This window comes from Cellulomonas sp. P22 (genome assembly GCF_044392165.1).
In genome coordinates this window covers 1-16,108 of the sequence record NZ_JBISBW010000001.1, presented here as the reverse complement: position 1 = coordinate 16,108, position 16,108 = coordinate 1, and the positions used below count along the sequence as shown (strand labels likewise).

Annotated in this window: 14 protein-coding genes; 1 reads left to right on the top strand and 13 read right to left on the bottom strand. The window is 74.2% G+C overall.

The window, feature by feature from the left end:
• Positions 1-14: 14 nt before the first annotated feature.
• The 13 genes from ACGIF2_RS00070 to ACGIF2_RS00010 all read right to left on the bottom strand — a co-directional run bounded on the left by ACGIF2_RS00070 (position 15) and on the right by ACGIF2_RS00010 (position 14,022).
• Positions 15-590 carry an NUDIX domain-containing protein gene (locus ACGIF2_RS00070; RefSeq protein WP_396042179.1) on the bottom strand — a complete coding sequence of 192 codons (576 nt, stop codon included), beginning with the start codon at positions 588-590 and terminating at the stop codon, positions 15-17.
• A 40-nt stretch (positions 591-630) separates the two neighbouring features.
• Complete coding sequence (locus ACGIF2_RS00065) at positions 631-2,316, bottom strand: CTP synthase (protein WP_396042177.1); 1,686 nt, start codon at positions 2,314-2,316, stop codon at positions 631-633.
• A gap of 99 nt (positions 2,317-2,415) precedes the next feature.
• A complete protein-coding gene (locus tag ACGIF2_RS00060; RefSeq protein WP_396042175.1) occupies positions 2,416-3,537 on the bottom strand; it encodes a glycosyltransferase in 1,122 nt (373 codons plus the stop codon).
• Positions 3,534-5,255, bottom strand: a complete 1,722-nt coding sequence (gene murJ / locus ACGIF2_RS00055; RefSeq protein WP_396042173.1) for a murein biosynthesis integral membrane protein MurJ — start codon at positions 5,253-5,255, stop codon at positions 3,534-3,536. The genes ACGIF2_RS00060 and murJ overlap by 4 nt, the downstream gene beginning before the upstream one ends.
• Positions 5,252-6,154, bottom strand: a complete 903-nt coding sequence (locus ACGIF2_RS00050; protein ID WP_396042171.1) for a hypothetical protein — start codon at positions 6,152-6,154, stop codon at positions 5,252-5,254. The genes murJ and ACGIF2_RS00050 overlap by 4 nt, the downstream gene beginning before the upstream one ends.
• Complete coding sequence (locus tag ACGIF2_RS00045; protein WP_396042168.1) at positions 6,151-7,182, bottom strand: copper transporter; 1,032 nt, start codon at positions 7,180-7,182, stop codon at positions 6,151-6,153. Before ACGIF2_RS00045 ends, ACGIF2_RS00050 begins: the two co-directional genes overlap by 4 nt.
• A 52-nt stretch (positions 7,183-7,234) precedes the next feature.
• Entirely contained in the window at positions 7,235-8,422 is a 1,188-nt protein-coding gene (gene steA / locus ACGIF2_RS00040; RefSeq protein WP_396042166.1) for a putative cytokinetic ring protein SteA, read from the bottom strand.
• Between the two features lie 6 nt (positions 8,423-8,428).
• Positions 8,429-10,156: a DNA repair protein RecN gene (recN, locus tag ACGIF2_RS00035; protein ID WP_396042164.1), complete on the bottom strand. Its 1,728-nt coding sequence runs from the start codon at positions 10,154-10,156 to the stop codon at positions 8,429-8,431.
• A gap of 2 nt (positions 10,157-10,158) precedes the next feature.
• A complete protein-coding gene (locus tag ACGIF2_RS00030; protein ID WP_396042162.1) occupies positions 10,159-11,052 on the bottom strand; it encodes an NAD kinase in 894 nt (297 codons plus the stop codon).
• Positions 11,049-11,873, bottom strand: coding sequence for a TlyA family RNA methyltransferase (locus ACGIF2_RS00025; protein WP_396042160.1), 825 nt, complete (start codon positions 11,871-11,873; stop codon positions 11,049-11,051). The genes ACGIF2_RS00030 and ACGIF2_RS00025 overlap by 4 nt, the downstream gene beginning before the upstream one ends.
• Positions 11,874-11,880: 7 nt before the next feature.
• Positions 11,881-12,078 carry a hypothetical protein gene (locus tag ACGIF2_RS00020; protein WP_396042158.1) on the bottom strand — a complete coding sequence of 66 codons (198 nt, stop codon included), beginning with the start codon at positions 12,076-12,078 and terminating at the stop codon, positions 11,881-11,883.
• A 70-nt stretch (positions 12,079-12,148) separates the two neighbouring features.
• The gene (locus tag ACGIF2_RS00015) at positions 12,149-13,213 is read right to left on the bottom strand and encodes an HAD-IIA family hydrolase (protein WP_396042156.1); all 1,065 of its coding nucleotides are present in this window, start codon (positions 13,211-13,213) and stop codon (positions 12,149-12,151) included.
• A complete protein-coding gene (locus ACGIF2_RS00010) occupies positions 13,210-14,022 on the bottom strand; it encodes a hypothetical protein (RefSeq protein ID WP_396042155.1) in 813 nt (270 codons plus the stop codon). The genes ACGIF2_RS00015 and ACGIF2_RS00010 overlap by 4 nt, the downstream gene beginning before the upstream one ends.
• On the opposite strand from ACGIF2_RS00010, the gene ACGIF2_RS00005 reads away from it, so the two are divergent.
• Positions 13,966-16,086, top strand: coding sequence for a hypothetical protein (locus ACGIF2_RS00005; RefSeq protein WP_396042154.1), 2,121 nt, complete (start codon positions 13,966-13,968; stop codon positions 16,084-16,086). The two genes, ACGIF2_RS00010 and ACGIF2_RS00005, sit on opposite strands and share 57 nt — an antisense overlap.
• Positions 16,087-16,108: the final 22 nt, after the last annotated feature.

The window sequence follows — 16,108 nt, the reverse complement described above, 5'->3', positions numbered from 1 at the left end:
GTCTGGGCTCGCGGTCAGCGGCGCGCCGCCGAGTCCGCAGGGCGCAGCGTCGACCAGCCGCGGTCGCGTGCGGCCGCGGCGGCGAGCACCCCGACCACCGTCGTGGGGCTGTGCAGCCGGCCGGCCAGTGCGGCCTCGACCGCCTCGTCGAGCGGGACCCACACGGGCACCATCTCGGCCTCCTCGTCCTCGCGCACGAAGCGCTCCGACTCGGGCACCGGCGACAGGTCACGGGCCAGGAACACGACGATCGACTCGTCCGAGCCGCCGGGCGTCGTGAAGAAGTCCACGAGCACGTCCCAGGTGCCGGCACGCAGGTCGGCCTCCTCGGCGAGCTCGCGCGCGGCAGCGTCGACCAGCGGCTCCCCCGCCACGTCGAGCAGGCCCGCGGGGGGCTCCCACAGCTCGGTGCGCACCGGGTGGCGGTACTGCGAGAGCAGCAGCACGCGCTCGTCGGGGTCCATCGCGATCACCGCGACGGCCCCCGTGTGCGCGACGTACTCGCGCAGAACCTGGGACGCACCCAGGTCCACGACGTCGCCGACCACGTCCCACACCCGACCCTGGTGGATCACCGTGTGCTCGGTCACGGGCCGCGGAGCCGGCCGGTCGGCCAGCTCCGCGTCCGCGTCAGTCCTCGTCCGTGCCACGGCGCTCGAGCGCAGCGCCGATCAGGCCCGCGAACAGCGGGTGGGCCCGGTTGGGGCGCGACTTGAACTCGGGGTGGGCCTGCGTCGCGACGTAGTACGGGTGCGTCTCGCGGGGCAGCTCGACGAACTCGACGAGCGACTTGTCGGGCGACGTGCCCGAGATGACCATGCCCGCGCTCTCGAGACGGTCGCGGTAGGCGTTGTTCACCTCGTACCGGTGACGGTGACGCTCCGACGCCTCGGTCGAGCCGTAGGCCTCGGCGACGACCGAGCCGGGCGTGAGGACGGCCTCGTACGCACCGAGCCGCATGGTGCCGCCCAGGTCGCCCGCGCCGTCGACGATCGCGAGCTGCTCGGCCATGGTCGCGACGACCGGGTCGACCGGGTCGGTGTCGAACTCGGACGACGACGCCCCGGGCAGGCCCACGACGTTGCGTGCGTACTCGATGACCATGCACTGCAGACCCAGGCAGATGCCGAGCGTCGGCACCAGCTGTTCGCGGGCCCAGCGCAGCGCACCGAGCTTGCCCTCGATGCCGCGCACGCCGAAGCCGCCCGGCACGAGCACGGCGTCGACGCCCTCGAGCGCGAGGGCCGCACCCTCCTCGGTCTGGCAGTCGTCGGACCTCACCCAGCGGATGACCACGCGTGCGTCGTGGTGGAAGCCACCCGCACGCAGCGCCTCGGTGACCGAGAGGTACGCGTCGGGCAGGTCGATGTACTTGCCGACGAGCGCGACCTCGACCTGGTGCGCGGGGTTGTGCACGCGCTCGAGCAGCTCGTCCCAGCCGCTCCAGTCGACGTCACGGAACGGCAGACCGAGGCGCTGCACGGCGTACGCGTCGAGCCCCTCGGAGTGCAGCACGCGCGGGATGTCGTAGATGCTCGGCGCGTCCTTGCACGTGATGACGGCCTCGACGTCGACGTCGCAGAACAGCGCGATCTTGCGCTTGGTCGACTCGGGGATCTCCCGGTCCGACCGGCACACGATCGCGTCGGGCTGGATGCCGATCGAGCGCAGCGCCGCCACCGAGTGCTGGGTGGGCTTCGTCTTGAGCTCCCCGCTCGGACCGATGAACGGCACGAGCGAGACGTGCAGGAAGAAGACGTTGTCGCGACCCAGGTCGTGCCGCACCTGACGCGCGGCCTCGAGGAACGGCTGCGACTCGATGTCGCCGACGGTCCCACCGATCTCGGTGATGATCACGTCGGGGGCGACACCGCCCACCGGGTCGGCCTGCGCCCGCATGCGGGACTTGATCTCGTCGGTGATGTGCGGGATGACCTGAACGGTGTCGCCGAGGTACTCGCCGCGACGTTCCTTGGCGATGACCTGCGAGTAGACCTGCCCGGTCGTCACGTTCGCGGAGCCGACGAGGTCGACGTCGAGGAAGCGCTCGTAGTGACCGACGTCCAGGTCGGTCTCGGCACCGTCTTCGGTGACGAAGACCTCGCCGTGCTGGAACGGGTTCATGGTGCCGGGGTCGACGTTCAGGTACGGGTCGAGCTTCTGCATCGTGACTTTGAGCCCCCTCGAACGCAGAAGGCGTCCGAGGCTGCTGGCCGTCAAGCCCTTGCCGAGAGAGGAGGCAACGCCTCCAGTAACGAAGATGTGCCGGGTCGTGTTGTCCGACCGCCCGGAGAGTCGATCTGCGCGCTCTGCCACGGGCTTCCACTCTACCCGAGAGACCGGCGGCGGCTGTCACGGCGCACCGTGAGTCGCACCACTCCTGGGCTCGTGGGGCGCGGTCGGACCGCGCCCCCGTCAGCCGTCGACCGGTCGGGCGTCCCACCCGTACACGCACCGGAGCTGCCCGAGCACGTCGGCGACCTGCGGGAGCGTCGCCGCCCGGGCCCGCGAGGCCCGGCCGAGCCCTGCCCGGCGGTCGGGGTCGCTCACGATCCCGGCGAGGACCTCGGCGAGCCGTGCGGCGTCCCCCACGGGCACCAGCACCGCCGCGTCCCCCGTGACCTCGCGCGTCCCGCCGGCGTCCGTCGCGACGACGGGAGCACCGAGCTGCAGCGCCTCCTGCACCGCGATCGGCTGCCCCTCCCAGACGGCTGTGCTCACCACGACGTCCGCGGCCGCGAGCAGGTCCGCGACGTCCGAGCGCCGACCGAGCAGCCGCACGGGCAGGTGCTCGCCGTCGATGCGGGCCTGGAGCGGCTCCGCGAGCGGCCCGTCGCCCGCGACGACCCACAGCAGGCCCGGCCCGTGGTCCCGGGCGAGCAGCGCGGCGCCGTCAGCCAGCAGGTCCAGGCCCTTCTGGGGCGCGAGGCGCGCGACGGTGACGAGCAGCGCCACGTCGTCGGGCACCCCGAGCGCGCCACGCACCTGCGCACGGTCCCGGCCGGGGCTCGGCAGCGGCGGCGCCGGGACGAGCGCCCGCGACGCCTCACGGGCGCCCCGCGAGCGGGCCCGCTCGACCAGGTCGCCCGAGACCCCGAGCACCACGTCCGCGCCCCGTGCGACGACGCTCTCGAGCACCGCCGAGACGGCACGGATGGCCCGACCGCCCACCGGCAGGTTGTGCAGCGTCACGACGACGCGAGGACGCGAGCCCGACGGCAACGAGCGTGCTGCGAGCACCACGAGGGCACCGGCACGCAGCCCGTGCGCGTGCACGACGTCGGCACCCCGGGCGAGCGTGCGCAGCCGGCGCACAGCCTCCAGGTCGGACGCGCGCGGGCGGTCGGCCACGGGCACGGCGTGGAACACAGCACCCGAGCCCTGCGGGGCGACGACCGCCGCGAGGTCGTCCGGGCCGGCGACGTGGACGACGGTCCCCGCGTCGCGGTCGTCCGCGAGCGCGCGGGTGACCTGTGCGACGTGTCGCGCCACCCCGCCAGCGCTCGATCCGAGCACCTGCAGCACCCGTTCGCTCATGGCTTCTCCTGCCCGGTCGCATCCGTCTGTCGGGGCCTGTCGTCCTGCGGGGGCCCACCGTCCGGCGCGGCGCCACCCACGGTCGCCGGGGGCGCCCCCCGGTCCAGCGCGAGGACCCCGCGAACCGTTCCTCGGTCGAACCCGACCACCGCGACCGCCGTCACCCCGACGGCCAGCACGGCACCACCGGCCGCGGCGCCGATCGCGGACACGATGCCACCGCCGATCACGTCCAGCACCGCGACGGTCGTCCAGCGCCCCACGAGCGCGCCGACAGCGGCACCCGCCACGAGCACGACGAACGTCCGGGGCATCCCGTGCAGCGCACCGGCTCCCGCGCTCCGTCGCAGCGCCGCGAGCAGCGCGACCCCTGCGACGACCATGCCGATGCTGCTGCCCGCGCCGAGCGCGACGAGCACCCCGGGGCCGTCACCCGCAGGCACCAGCACGAACGCGATGGTGACGGACGCGACGGCCACCGCGGCCCAGCCCAGGGCCGCAGCGACGACGGCCGCCCGACCGTGCTCGAGCGCGTACAGCGCACGGGTCACGTGGAAGAGCAGCGCGAAGCCGATCAGCCCGGGCGCCATCCAGGTCAGCGTCGGCGACATCGCCTGGACGGTCTCGGGGTCGACGTCGGTGATCGAGAGGAACATCGCGGCCGCTGCGGGGGCCGCCGCGACGAGCGCCGCGGCTCCGACCCCGGCGACCACGACGACAGTGCGCGTCGTGAGCGCAGCCATCTCGGCGAACCCCTCGCGGGCGGGACGCGCGGCCCGCTCGGCCAGCCGCGGGAACGTGCTGGTCGCGAGGGGCACGGCCAGCACCGCGTACGGCAGCAGGTACACAGCCTGCGCGTAGAGGAACACGGTCCAGGTGGCCGTCGCGCCCCGCGCGTTGGCCAGCAGCAGCGTCACCAGCACCGAGCCCTGCTGCGCGAGGAGCGCGCCGATGCCCGCGAAGGCGAGCCGACGCACGCGGGCCGCGACCCCGGGCGGGAAGCTCAGGGTCGGGCGCAGGCGCACCCCCGAACGCAGGACGGGCACGAGCAGCGGCAGGCTCATGGCCGCGACGCCGGCGGTCGTGCCCCAGGCCAGCCAGGCGAGCGCCGAGCCGGAGGTGGCTGCGAGGTCGTCGGTGTGCCCCTCGGTCAGGCGGCCGTACATGGCGTAGGCGACGATGACCACGCTGGTCGACAGCGCCGGGGCCAGGGCCGGCCAGAAGAACTTGCGCTGCGCCTGCAGCACTCCCGCGAGCACGACACCGAGCCCGTACAGCGGGATCTGGACCGCGAACACGAGGACGAAGTAGCGCGTCAGCTCGGGGGGCACGGGGTGCTCGGAGAGGCGGGCCAGGAGGGCGGCCAGCGGCTCGGCCACGAGTGCGAGGACGGCCGCGATCGGGAGGAGCACGAGCAGGGCCCAGCCCAGCGTCGCGGACGCCGTCCGGTCGACCTCGGCCCGGTCGCCACGGCGCAGCGGCCCGCTGATCACGGGGATGAGGGCACCCGCGAGGGCTCCACCGGCCGCGACCTCGAAGAGGACGTTGGGCAGCGTGTTCGCCAGGTTGTACGCGGCGCCGACCGTGCCCGGGCCCACCTCGCTCGCCTGGACGAACCAGCGGGCGAACCCGAGCACGCGGCTCACCACTGTGATCACGGCGATCATCGCCGCAGCGCCCGCGAGTCCGCCGAGCGCCCGCCGGAGGGCGGGGCTCACGCCGTGCGGCTCTCGTCCCCGGGGGGTGCGACGACAGGTCGGCGACCCCAGGCGTCGATCTCGCGCAGCACCGGGGTGCGGGCGATGACCTCGGTGAAGCTCACGCGCTCGCTCGCGACGGTCAGACCGACCGCGCCCGCGAGCAGCGCGAGCCGGACGGGCCGGGGTGCGTCGAGCACGACGGCCGTCCCGAGCAGGGCACCCAGCGCGTTCGCTCCCCCGTCACCGAGCATGTCGCGCTCGGCCAGGTCGGCCTCGAGCCCCGCGGACACCACGCCGAGCGCCGCAGCTGCAGCGCCGGCGCCGGGACCACCCGCGAGCGCGAGGGGCGCCGCGGCGATGCCCACGGCCTTGAGGGCGCGCCCGGGGCGCAGGTCGAGCAGGTTCACGAGGTTGGCGCTCGCGGCGATCAGGGCGCCCGACGTCGCGACGTCCACGACCCAGCCCGCACCCGAGCGCCGGGTGCCGTCGGGGTGCCGGGCCGGGGTGGCCACGGCCGCGGCGACGAGGGCCCCCGCGCCGATCCCCAGCACCTTGAGGGCACCGGTGGTCAGCTGTCCGTGGCGCAGCGCACCGAGGTGCCCGCGCAACCCCTTGGCCTTGCGGTCGTGGTCCTCGGCGAGGTCGTCGACGAGGCCGAAGGCCGCACCGCTCAGTGTCGCGACGCCTGCGGCGACGGCCGCGCGCGGCGTCGACGCGCCGACGGCCCCGCCCACCAGCAGCCCAGCGGCGGCGGCCGGGCCGGACAGCAGGCTCACGGGCTCGCCGCGGTGGTTCGTGCGCGTCCACCGGCGCGACCCGCCGGGCGGGTCCTCGTCGAGAGCTCCCCGGGTCGCTGCCGTCGCCGCCGCAGCGACGAGACCGGCCGCGAACCTCTGCGGGATGGTCCCGGTGTTCACCCGGCCGTCCCGTCGCTCGCGTCGCCGCCGAGACCCGCGGAAGGCTGCGGGGTGCGGTCGACCGGCGCGAGCTCGACGCGGGTGGGGACCACGGTCTCGCCCTCACCGAAGCCGTAGTGCCCGTTCGTCCCGCCGATGCGCGCGTTGAGCGCGAGCGGAACGGTCACCTGGCCGGAGATCTGGTCTGTGCCCGAGACGGTCGTGATGCTGTCCGCGAGCTCGTCGTCCGCGAGCACCGCGCGCCACAGCGCGTCGGTGCCGTCCTCGCCGTCCGCGAGCACCGCACCTTCGGAACCGTCCTGCGCGGCGCTGACCAGCGCGAGCAGCGAGGCGCGGACCTGGGCCGCCTCGTCGTCCGAGGTGGACCCCTTGTCGTCCGACGAGGTCTGCGGGGCGAGGAGCACGATCGCGTCGGCCGGGGCCGTGACCGAGTCCGCGCCGGTCACGAGCGGCTTCTCGTCCGTGCTGAGGAGGTCGAGGAGCACCGAGGCAGGCTCGGAGAACTGGTCGGGTGCGGCCGGGTCGGCGCCGGTCAGCGCCTGGACCAGCGCGTCGGCGAGCTCGACGTCGGCACCCTCGTCACCCTCGGGCGCGGGCGAGAGATAGCCCACGAGGGTGCTGACGAGCGCCTGCCGGAAGCTGCGCAGCCCCGGGTCGGTCCACGTCGACGTCAGGGTGACGACGCCGCTGACCTCGGCACCGGCCGCGGCGAGCTGCGTCTCGACGGCACCGACCTCGTTCTCGGTCACCTCGCCCAGCGCGATCACGGCGACCCGACGGTCGGTGAGGGCACCGGCGAGCAGCTGGGGCGCCGCGGCCTCGATGTAGCTCTCGGAGTTCTTGAGCTGCCCCGTGGCGACGTCCACCTCGGAGCGCAGCGAGTCCTTCTCGGCCCGGAGCGCCTCGACCTGTCCCGTGAGGGTGTCGCCGATCGTCTCCTTGAGCGGTCCGGCCCCCAGGGCGATGCCGACCGCGAGGGCCAGGAACACCGAGATGAGGGAGACGATGTGGTAGCGGAAGTCGATCACGATGTGGTCTCTCGGTCAGGTGTGGTCAGGTCCCGGGGCGTGGTCGGAGGCGTCATGCCGAGCCTCCGAACAGCGAGTGGAACCACGAGAACAGGTCGTCGAAGCGCGCGCCGGTGAGGCCGAGCAGCGTCTGCCCCGAGGCGGTCGAGGCGAGCGCGACGCCGAGCGCCAGCAGACCGGCGAGCACGAGCAGCAGGAGCTGCAGGTTCGAGATGCGCTGGCGGTAGAGCCGCGACACCCCCTTGGCGTCGACGAGCTTGCTGCCGACCCGCAGCCGGGTGAGGAACGTGCTCGCCATCCCCGAGCGTCCCTTGTCGAGGAACTCGACCAGGGTCGCGTGGGTGCCGACTGCCACGATCAGCTCGGCGCCCTTGTCGTCGGCGAGCAGCATCGCGACGTCTTCGCTCGTGCCCGTCGCCGGGAACACGACGTGCTTCACGCCGAGCTGCTCGACGCGGGCGAGCCCGGGGGCACGACCGTCGCGGTACGCGTGCACCACGACCTCGGCCCCGCACCGGAGCGCCCGGTCCGACACCGAGTCCATGTCCCCGACGATGAGGTCCGGGGTCCAGCCCGCCTCGAGGATCGCGTCCGCCCCGCCGTCCACCCCGATGAGCACCGGGCGGTACTCGCGGATGTACGGACGCAGCGTGACGAGGTCCTCCTTGTAGTGGTAGCCCCGCACCACGATGAGCACCTGGCGGCCGTCGATCACGGTCGAGATGTCGGGCACCCCCACGCCGTCGAGCAGCAGGTCGCGCTCGCGTCGCAGGTAGTCCATGGTGTTCGCGGCGAACGACTCGAGCTGCACCGACAGGCCTTCGCGGGCCTCGGCCATCGCGGCTGCGACGGTCTCGGCGGTCTGCTCGACCCCCTCGGCGACCAGGACGTCGCCGTCGTGCACGGTGCCGTCCACGACGCGCAGGACGTGCCCCTCGGGGATCGTCATGAGGTCGGGGCCCAGGTCGTCGACCAGCGGGATCCCGGCCTCGATGAGGATCTCCGGTCCGAGGTTCGGGTAGCGCCCCGACGTGGAGCGCGCGGCGTTCAGCACCGCCACCGGCTGGCAGGCGACGAGCGCCTCGGCCGAGACCCGGTCGAGGTCGAGGTGGTCGATCACGGCCACGTCCCCCGGGCTCAGGCGCTTGGTGAGCGCCTTGGTGCGGGGGTCGACTCGGGCAGGCCCAGAGACACCGGGCTCGTCGGGCAGGGAGGCGCGCTTGCGCAGGAAGGCTCTCATCGCGGCTTATGGTCCCACGTCGGACTGGCTGAGGAGCTCGGCTGCGTGCGTCCGTGCCGCGTCCGAGTCCTCCTGGCCCGAGAGCATGCGTGCCAGCTCGCGGATGCGGTCCTCGTCGGTGACGTGCCGCACGTCGGACTCGGTCACCATGTCCGCGCCGCCCGCCTTCGTCACGACGAGGTGGTGGTCGGCGAACGCCGCGACCTGGGCCAGGTGCGTCACCACCAGCACCTGCCCGCCCTTCGCCAGGGTCGCCAGCCGGCGCCCGACCTCGACCGCGGCCTTGCCACCGACCCCGGCGTCGACCTCGTCGAACACGAACGTGGAAGGACGGGGTGCACCCGACCCGGGTGCTGTGGCGAGCGCCACCTCGATCGCGAGCATCACCCGCGACAGCTCACCGCCCGACGCCCCCTTGCCGAGCGGGCGCGCGGGCGCGCCGGCGTGCGGCACCAGCAGCATCTCGACGCGATCGGTGCCGTACGGCCCGGGCTCGTCGGCCGGGGTGACCTCGACCACGAGCTGCGCCCCCGCCATCGCGAGCCCGGCGAGCTCCTCGGTCACGGCCTTCGCGAGCTCGGCGCCCGCGTCACGGCGACGCGCACCGATCCGCTCGCCGAGCTCCGCCAGCGTGGCCGTGAGCTGCTCGCGCTCCTCGACGAGCCCGGCGAGCCGCTCGTCGCCGCCGTCCAGGTCGAGCAGCCGCAGACCGGCCTGCGCGGCCCACTCGAGGACCGCCGCGACGTCCGCCCCGTACGAGCGCGTGAGCGCGGTCAGCTCGGCACGGCGCCGCTGAGCCACCTCGAGGCGGGCCGGGTCGGCCTGGAGGTCCTGCAGGTAGCTCGAGAGCTCGGCCGCGACGTCGTTCAGCAGGTATCCGACCTCGGCGACCCGCGTCGCGAGCGCCGCGAGCGTCCCGTCGTGCCCGCCGCCCTGCTCGAGCAGCCGACGGGCCTGCTCGACGAGCGCGGTCGCCGCCTGGTCGTCGCCGACGTCGTCCCCCACGAGCACGGTGTGCGCCCCCGCCGCAGCACCGCGCAGGTCCTCGGCGTGCGCGAGCCGTTCGATCTCGGCCGCGAGGTCGACGTCCTCACCGGGCTGCGGGGCCACGCGCTCGACCTCACCGAGCCCCAGCCGCAGCAGCTCGGCCTCGCGCGCCCGGTCCTGCGCGCGCTCGGTCAGGTCGCGCAGCTCGGCCACGACGGCCTGCCGTCGCACCCACGCGTCGCGGTAGCGCCCGAGGACCTCCTCGTGCGCCGGACCGGCGAACGCGTCGAGCGCCTCGCGCTGGTGCGCGGGTGAGCGCAGCCGGGCCTGGTCGGCCTGGCCGTGCACCGTGACGAGCTCGTCGGCGATCTCCGCGAGGAGTCCCTGGGGCACCGACCGGCCACCCAGGTACGCCCGGGACCGTCCCGGGGAGTCGGGCGTCGAGGCGCCGACGGTCCGCACGAGCACGAGCGCGCCGTCGTCGTCCAGCTCCGCGCCGGCCTCCCGCGCGCGTGCCAGCACGGGCGAGCCCGCGGGCAGCAGGACGCGCCCCTCGACGGCAGCGGACGTGCCACCCGTGCGGACCGTCGCCGGGTCGGCCTTGCCGCCGAGCAGCAGGTTCAGCCCGGTGAGGACCATGGTCTTGCCCGCGCCGGTCTCCCCCGTCAGCACCGTCAGCCCCGGGCCGAACGCGACGTGCGCCCGGCCGATGACCCCGAGATCCTGGATCCGCATCTCCTCGAGCACGATCAGCCCTCCCGTCCCACAGACGTCCCGTAGGGCCGGGGAGCCCCGGTCCCACCCCGCCAGCCGTCGACCGGGAGCCCGAACTTGCTCACGAGCCGGTCCGTGAAGGGGGCGTGCGTGAGCCGCGCGAGCCGTACCGGCACCCCGCTGCGCCGCACCTCGATGCGCGATCCCACCGGCACCTCGACCCGGCGGCGACCGTCACAGCTGAGCATCGCGTTGGCGGGTGACCGGTTGACGATCTCGACCGCGAGCACGCTCGACGGACCCACCACGAGCGGCCGGGCGAACAGCGCGTGCGCCGAGAGCGGCACCAGGATCATGCCGTCGACATCGGGCCACACCACGGGACCACCGGCCGAGAACGCGTGCGCGGTCGAGCCGGTCGCGGTCGCCATCACCACACCGTCGCAGCCGAACGCGGACAGCGGGCGCCCGTCGACCTCGATGACCACCTCGATCATGCGGGCCGGGTCGCTCTTCTCGAGCGCGGCCTCGTTGAGCGCCCAGCCGTGCACCACGTCGGCCTCGCCGGGCAGGTGCACCTCGACGTCGAGCGTCGAACGCTCCTCGACCGCGAAGTCGCCGTCCGCGAGCCGGCGCACGGCCTCGGCGATGTTCTCCCGCTCGCTCTCCGCGAGGAAGCCCACATGGCCGAGGTTGACGCCCAGCAGCGGGATGCCCGTCCCGCGCGTGAGCTCGGCGGCACGCAGGATCGTGCCGTCCCCGCCCAGGACGATCGCGAGCTCGAGGTCGCCCAGCGGCTCCGGACCGCCGTCGTCGACGGCCAGCACCGGCGTCAGGCCCACCGCCTCGAGCGCGCGCACGGTCTCCTCGGTCGCGGCGACCGCCTCCTCGCGGCCGCTGTGGGTCACGACCAGCACGCGACGCGTCACGACTCATCACCTCCGGGCGCAGGGGCGCGCACAGCACGCTCGACCTGCTCGACGAGATCTGCGTCGGAGGTCGACGACCCCCGACGGTTCAGCCACACGAAGTACTCCACGTTGCCGCTCGGCCCCGGCAACGGGCTCTGCACGACCCCTGCGACGTGCCACCCGAGACGGGTCGCGCAGCGTGCGACGTCGAGCACAGCCTCGGCCCGCAGCTCGGGCGAGCGCACCACCCCACCCGAGCCGAGCCGCTCGCGGCCCACCTCGAACTGCGGCTTGACCATGACGACCACGTCGGCCTCCGGCGCTGCGACGTCCACGAGAGCAGGCAGCACGAGCGTGAGCGAGATGAAGGACAGGTCCGCGACCACGAGATCGGGCGCGGGCGTGACGTCCCCGGCGTGCAGGCGACGCACGTTGACCCCCTCGCGGACCTCGACGCGAGGGTCGTCGCGGAGGCTCTGGACGAGCTGGTCGTGCCCGACGTCGACCGCCACGACGTGCTCGGCGCCGCGCCGCAGCAGGACGTCGGTGAACCCTCCGGTGCTCGCGCCCGCGTCCAGGCAGCGCCGCCCGGCGACCCGCAGGCCCTGCACCTCCCAGGCGTCCAGCGCGCCGACGAGCTTGTGACCCGCCCGCGAGGCGTACCCCGGGTCGGTGCCCGCGAGCACCTCGACGTCCTGCTCGGGGCGCAGCGGGGTCGCGCTGCGGACCGCCGTCACGCCGTCGACCAGCACCTGGCCGGCTGCGATGAGCTCCCCCGCCTGCCGGCGCGACCGCGCCAGCCCGCGGCGCACGAGCTCGATGTCGAGTCGGTTGCTCACGAGGACCTCAGCCCTCGGTGTCCGCGAGCCGGTCCTGCAGCGCGGTGTGGATCGCGTCGAACACCTCGACGTGCTCGCGCAACGGCCGGTCGACCAGCGGCGCGAGCAGCGTCAGCGCCTGGTCCACCGCGGCATCCCCCGTGCCGGCTGCGCCGTGCGCGCCCGAGCCCGTCCCGTCGCGTGCCTCGTCGTACGCCTCGCTCACCGCAGTCCCTCCGTCGTCGGTCCGGAGCGCGGGACCCTTGACGGGACCCGCGCTCCGGGGCAGGCCCACGCTACCGGGCAGCGGAGGCCGAACCGGCGCCGTGCACATCCAGGTCGGGCACGGATGTGGGATCGAGCACCTCACCCGCGTCGGCCGCCGACCACGCGGCCGCGCACGCCGCACGGATCAGGTCGACGCGGTCCTCGCGGGACGCACCGTCCACCGCGGCGGCACCGTGCAGCTCGAGCCGTCCGTCGTGCACGCGGGCGGCCGCGGACCGGCACGTCCACCAGCCCTCCGCGGCGACCTGCGGCTCAGGATGCGCATCGAGCAGCGAGAGCAGGTCGGCGCCGATGTACGTCGGACGCTCCCCCGGCGCCGCCAGGACGTCGTCCCGCGCGGTGCTCACCCCCGTCAGCACGTGCAGACCCGGGTAGTCGGCCGCCCGCGCGCCACCGAGGTCGGTGTCGAGCCGGTCGCCGATCACGAGCGGTGAGGTCGCCCCCGCCCGCTCGACCGCGAGCCGGTACATCGTCGGCGCGGGCTTGCCCGCGCTCGACGGCTCGACGCCCGTCGCCGAACGCACGGCGCCCACGAGGGCCCCGTTGCCGGGGGCGAACCCCCGGGCGGTGGGCAGGCTCAGGTCGAGGTTGCTCGCCACGTGCCACGCCCCGCGCTGCACCGCGTACGCCGCCTCGGCGAGCTGGGCCCAGCCGAGCTCGGGCGCGAAGCCCTGCGCGACGGCCTCGGGCTCGTCGTCCGCCGAGGTCACGACCGTGAACCCGGCCGCACGCACCGCTGTCACGAGGCCTGCACCCCCGACCACGAGCACCTTGGCGCCGCGCGCGAGCCGGGTGGTCAGCACCTCGGCCGCGGCCTGGGCCGCGGTCATGACCTCGTCCGGCTCGGTCGGGATGCCCAGCCCGGACAGCTGCGCCGCGACCGACTCCGGCTCACGCGAGGCGTTGTTGGTCACGAACACCAGGCGCTGACCGAGCTCCCGGGCACCGCCCAGGCCCTCGGCCGCCCCCTCGATGGGCTCGTGCCCCCGGTAGGCGACACCGTCCAGGTCGACCAGCGCGAGGTCGTACCGGACAGCGAGCGGGACGTCCGAACCGAGCAGCCCGCCCCTCACGCGTCGTCCTTCGTCCCCGCAGCGTCCTCCGGCCCCTCGTCGTCCGAGCCGTCGGACTCGACCAGCACGTCGTCGTCCGCCGCCGGGGCCTCAGCCTCGTCGGACACGTCGTCGTCCTCGTCGTCCGATGCCTCGTCGTCCGATGCGTCGTCACCCGAAGACGGGTCGGACTCTGCGGCTTCGTCCTCGGAGAGGTCGTAGACGATCACGTCGTCTTCGTCCTCACCCACGGCACCGGTCGCCTCGGCGAGCTGGCTCTCGCTGTACGCGGCGAGCTCCGCCGCGGCGTCCTCGGTCCGCCCTGCCGCCTCGAGGGCGGCAGCACGTGCCTGGGCCACCCGCACCGCGAGCACGCCGGTGGCGGTCCGCACGGCAGGGGTCGAGAGCGTCGCGACGGCAGCCTCGGGCTCGCCGAGGTCCAGCCGCGCACCGCTCGTCACGATCGCGAGCTCGATTCGCGCCGCGGGGTCGAGCTCCTCGGCCTCGGGGCTCGCGGCCAGCGCGATCGCCCGCTCGGGACGACCCAGCCCACGCTCGCAGTCGGCCATGATCGCCAGGTGCTCGGACGAGCCGTTGAGCCGGCGCACGGTCCGCAGCTCGCGCAGCGCCTCTGCGAACCGCTCGGTGCGGTACGCCGCGAGACCTGCTGCCTCACGCACGACGTCGACGCGACCGGCCCGACGCACCGCTGCCTGGGCGTGCTCGTAGGCGAGCTCAGGGTCGGTGTCGAGCAGGCGCCCGGCCATGACCAGGTGCAGGCCGACGTTCTCGGCGTTCTCCTTGCTCAGCGTCCGCAGTCGCGCACGCACGCTGCGGTCGAGGTCGGAGAACTGGATGTCGTCGGGCAGCTCGGGAGCAGCCTCGCGCTCCGACTGCGGCGGACGCGACTGACGCGTCTCGTCACGGTCGAAGGCGGCACCCCGGTCGGGGTACGCCGCGCGCTGCGGACGGTCGCCACGCTCGGCAGCGGCAGGGTTGCCACCGGTCGGACGCGAACGGTCGTCACGCTGCGGCCGATCGCCACGCGAGTCGGGCCGACGGTCGTCACGCGAGCCGTAGCGGTCATCACGCGGCGGGCGGCGGTCACCGGTCGGCGGACGCCCCTCGGTCCGCGGGGGACGCGACTCGTACGACGGACGCGAGTCGCGGGCGGGCCGGTCGTCGCGTGCCGGACGCTCGGGCCGCTGGGCGAACCGGTCGTCGCGCGGTGCACGTGCCGGACGCTCGTCACGCGACCCGAAACGCTCGCCGGAGCGCTGCGTGCGGTCGTCACCGGACGGACGACGGTCATCACCCGAAGGTCGGAACGGGCGATCGCCCTGAGGGCGGTCACCGGACGGACGGTACGGACGGTCACCCTGGGGGCGACGGTCATCACCCGACGACCGGAACGGACGGTCACCCTGGGGGCGGTCACCCGACGGACGGAACGGACGGTCACCGGAAGGCCGGAACGAACGGTCACCCTGAGGGCGGTCACCGGACGGACGATACGGACGGTCACCCTGCGGGCGACGGTCATCACCCGACGACCGGAACGGACGATCACCCTGAGGGCGGTCACCCGACGGACGGAACGGACGGTCACCGGACGGACGGAACGAACGGTCACCCTGGGGGCGGTCACCGGACGGACGGAACGGACGGTCACCCTGCGGGCGACGGTCATCACCCGACGACCGGAACGGACGATCACCCTGAGGGCGGTCACCGGACGGACGGAACGGACGATCACCCTGAGGGCGGTCACCGGACGGACGGAACGGACGGTCACCCTGCGAGCGACGGTCATCACCCGACGACCGGAACGGACGATCACCCTGAGGGCGGTCACCGGACGGACGGAACGGACGGTCACCCTGAGGGCGACGGTCATCACCCGACGACCGGAACGGGCGATCACCCGACGGACGGAACGGACGATCACCCTGGGGACGATCACCCTGGGGACGATCACCCGACGGACGGAACGGACGATCACCCTGCGGGCGGTCACCCGACGGACGGAACGGACGGTCACCCTGCGGGCGACGGTCATCACCGGACGGACGGTACGGACGATCACCCGAAGGACGGAACGAACGATCACCCTGCGGGCGATCACCCGAAGGACGGTACGGACGGTCACCCTGCGGGCGACGGTCATCACCCGACGGACGGTAAGGGGCGCCGCTGCGAGGCGCGTCACGGCGCGGTCCCCCGCTGGCCGGACGGCCCGAGCGGTCGTCACGCTCGAAGCGCTGACCGCCGCCACCTGCTGCGGGGCGTCCGGGGTTGCCTCGCCACTCGCCCGCGAGCGGGGTGCGCGAAGAACGGTTGTCGCGGTCTCCGCCCCAGCTGCCGCGCGAGCTGCTCTCGCCCGAGCGCTCGGGGCGCTGGTCACGCGAGTCGCGACCGTACCCGCTGCCGGATCCGGTGCGCTCGGGGCGCTGCCCACCGCCGGCGCTCGATCCCCACGAGGACGTGCCTCGGGCCGAGCGCGGGGGCTGGCCCGCGACGCGCGGAGGGCGTCCTTCGCTCCCGGCGGGACGCCCGCGGTCGCGGGAGCCGCCTGTGCTGCCTGCGTTCGTGCGCGGCGTCCTGGGCGGACGTGCTCCGTCGTCACTCTTCATGTGTGTGAGTTCCCCTCATCGTGCTGCAACCACCATGATCTCATCCCTGCCGACCGGTTCGAGCCCCTGAGGGCGAACGGAGCCGTCGCCCACGTCACCATCGGAGGTCGCACGGACCTCCCGGGAACTGCTCCGGGTCACCAGTGCCGTTCGCAGGGGAAACAGAAAGAGCCATCCCCGAAGGGATGGCTCTTTCTGAATGATGTTCCGGCGGCGACCTACTCTCCCACACCCTGGCGAGTGCAGTACCATCGGCGCTGAAGGGCTTAGCTTCCGGGTTCGG

Bases quoted from the DNA above. Each gene is read 5' to 3' on its own strand.
- ACGIF2_RS00060 (WP_396042175.1), bottom strand. From the start codon at position 3,537: ATGAGCGAACGGGTGCTGCAGGTGCTCGGATCGAGCGCTGGCGGGGTG.
- steA (WP_396042166.1), bottom strand. From the start codon at position 8,422: ATGAGAGCCTTCCTGCGCAAGCGCGCCTCCCTGCCCGACGAGCCCGGT.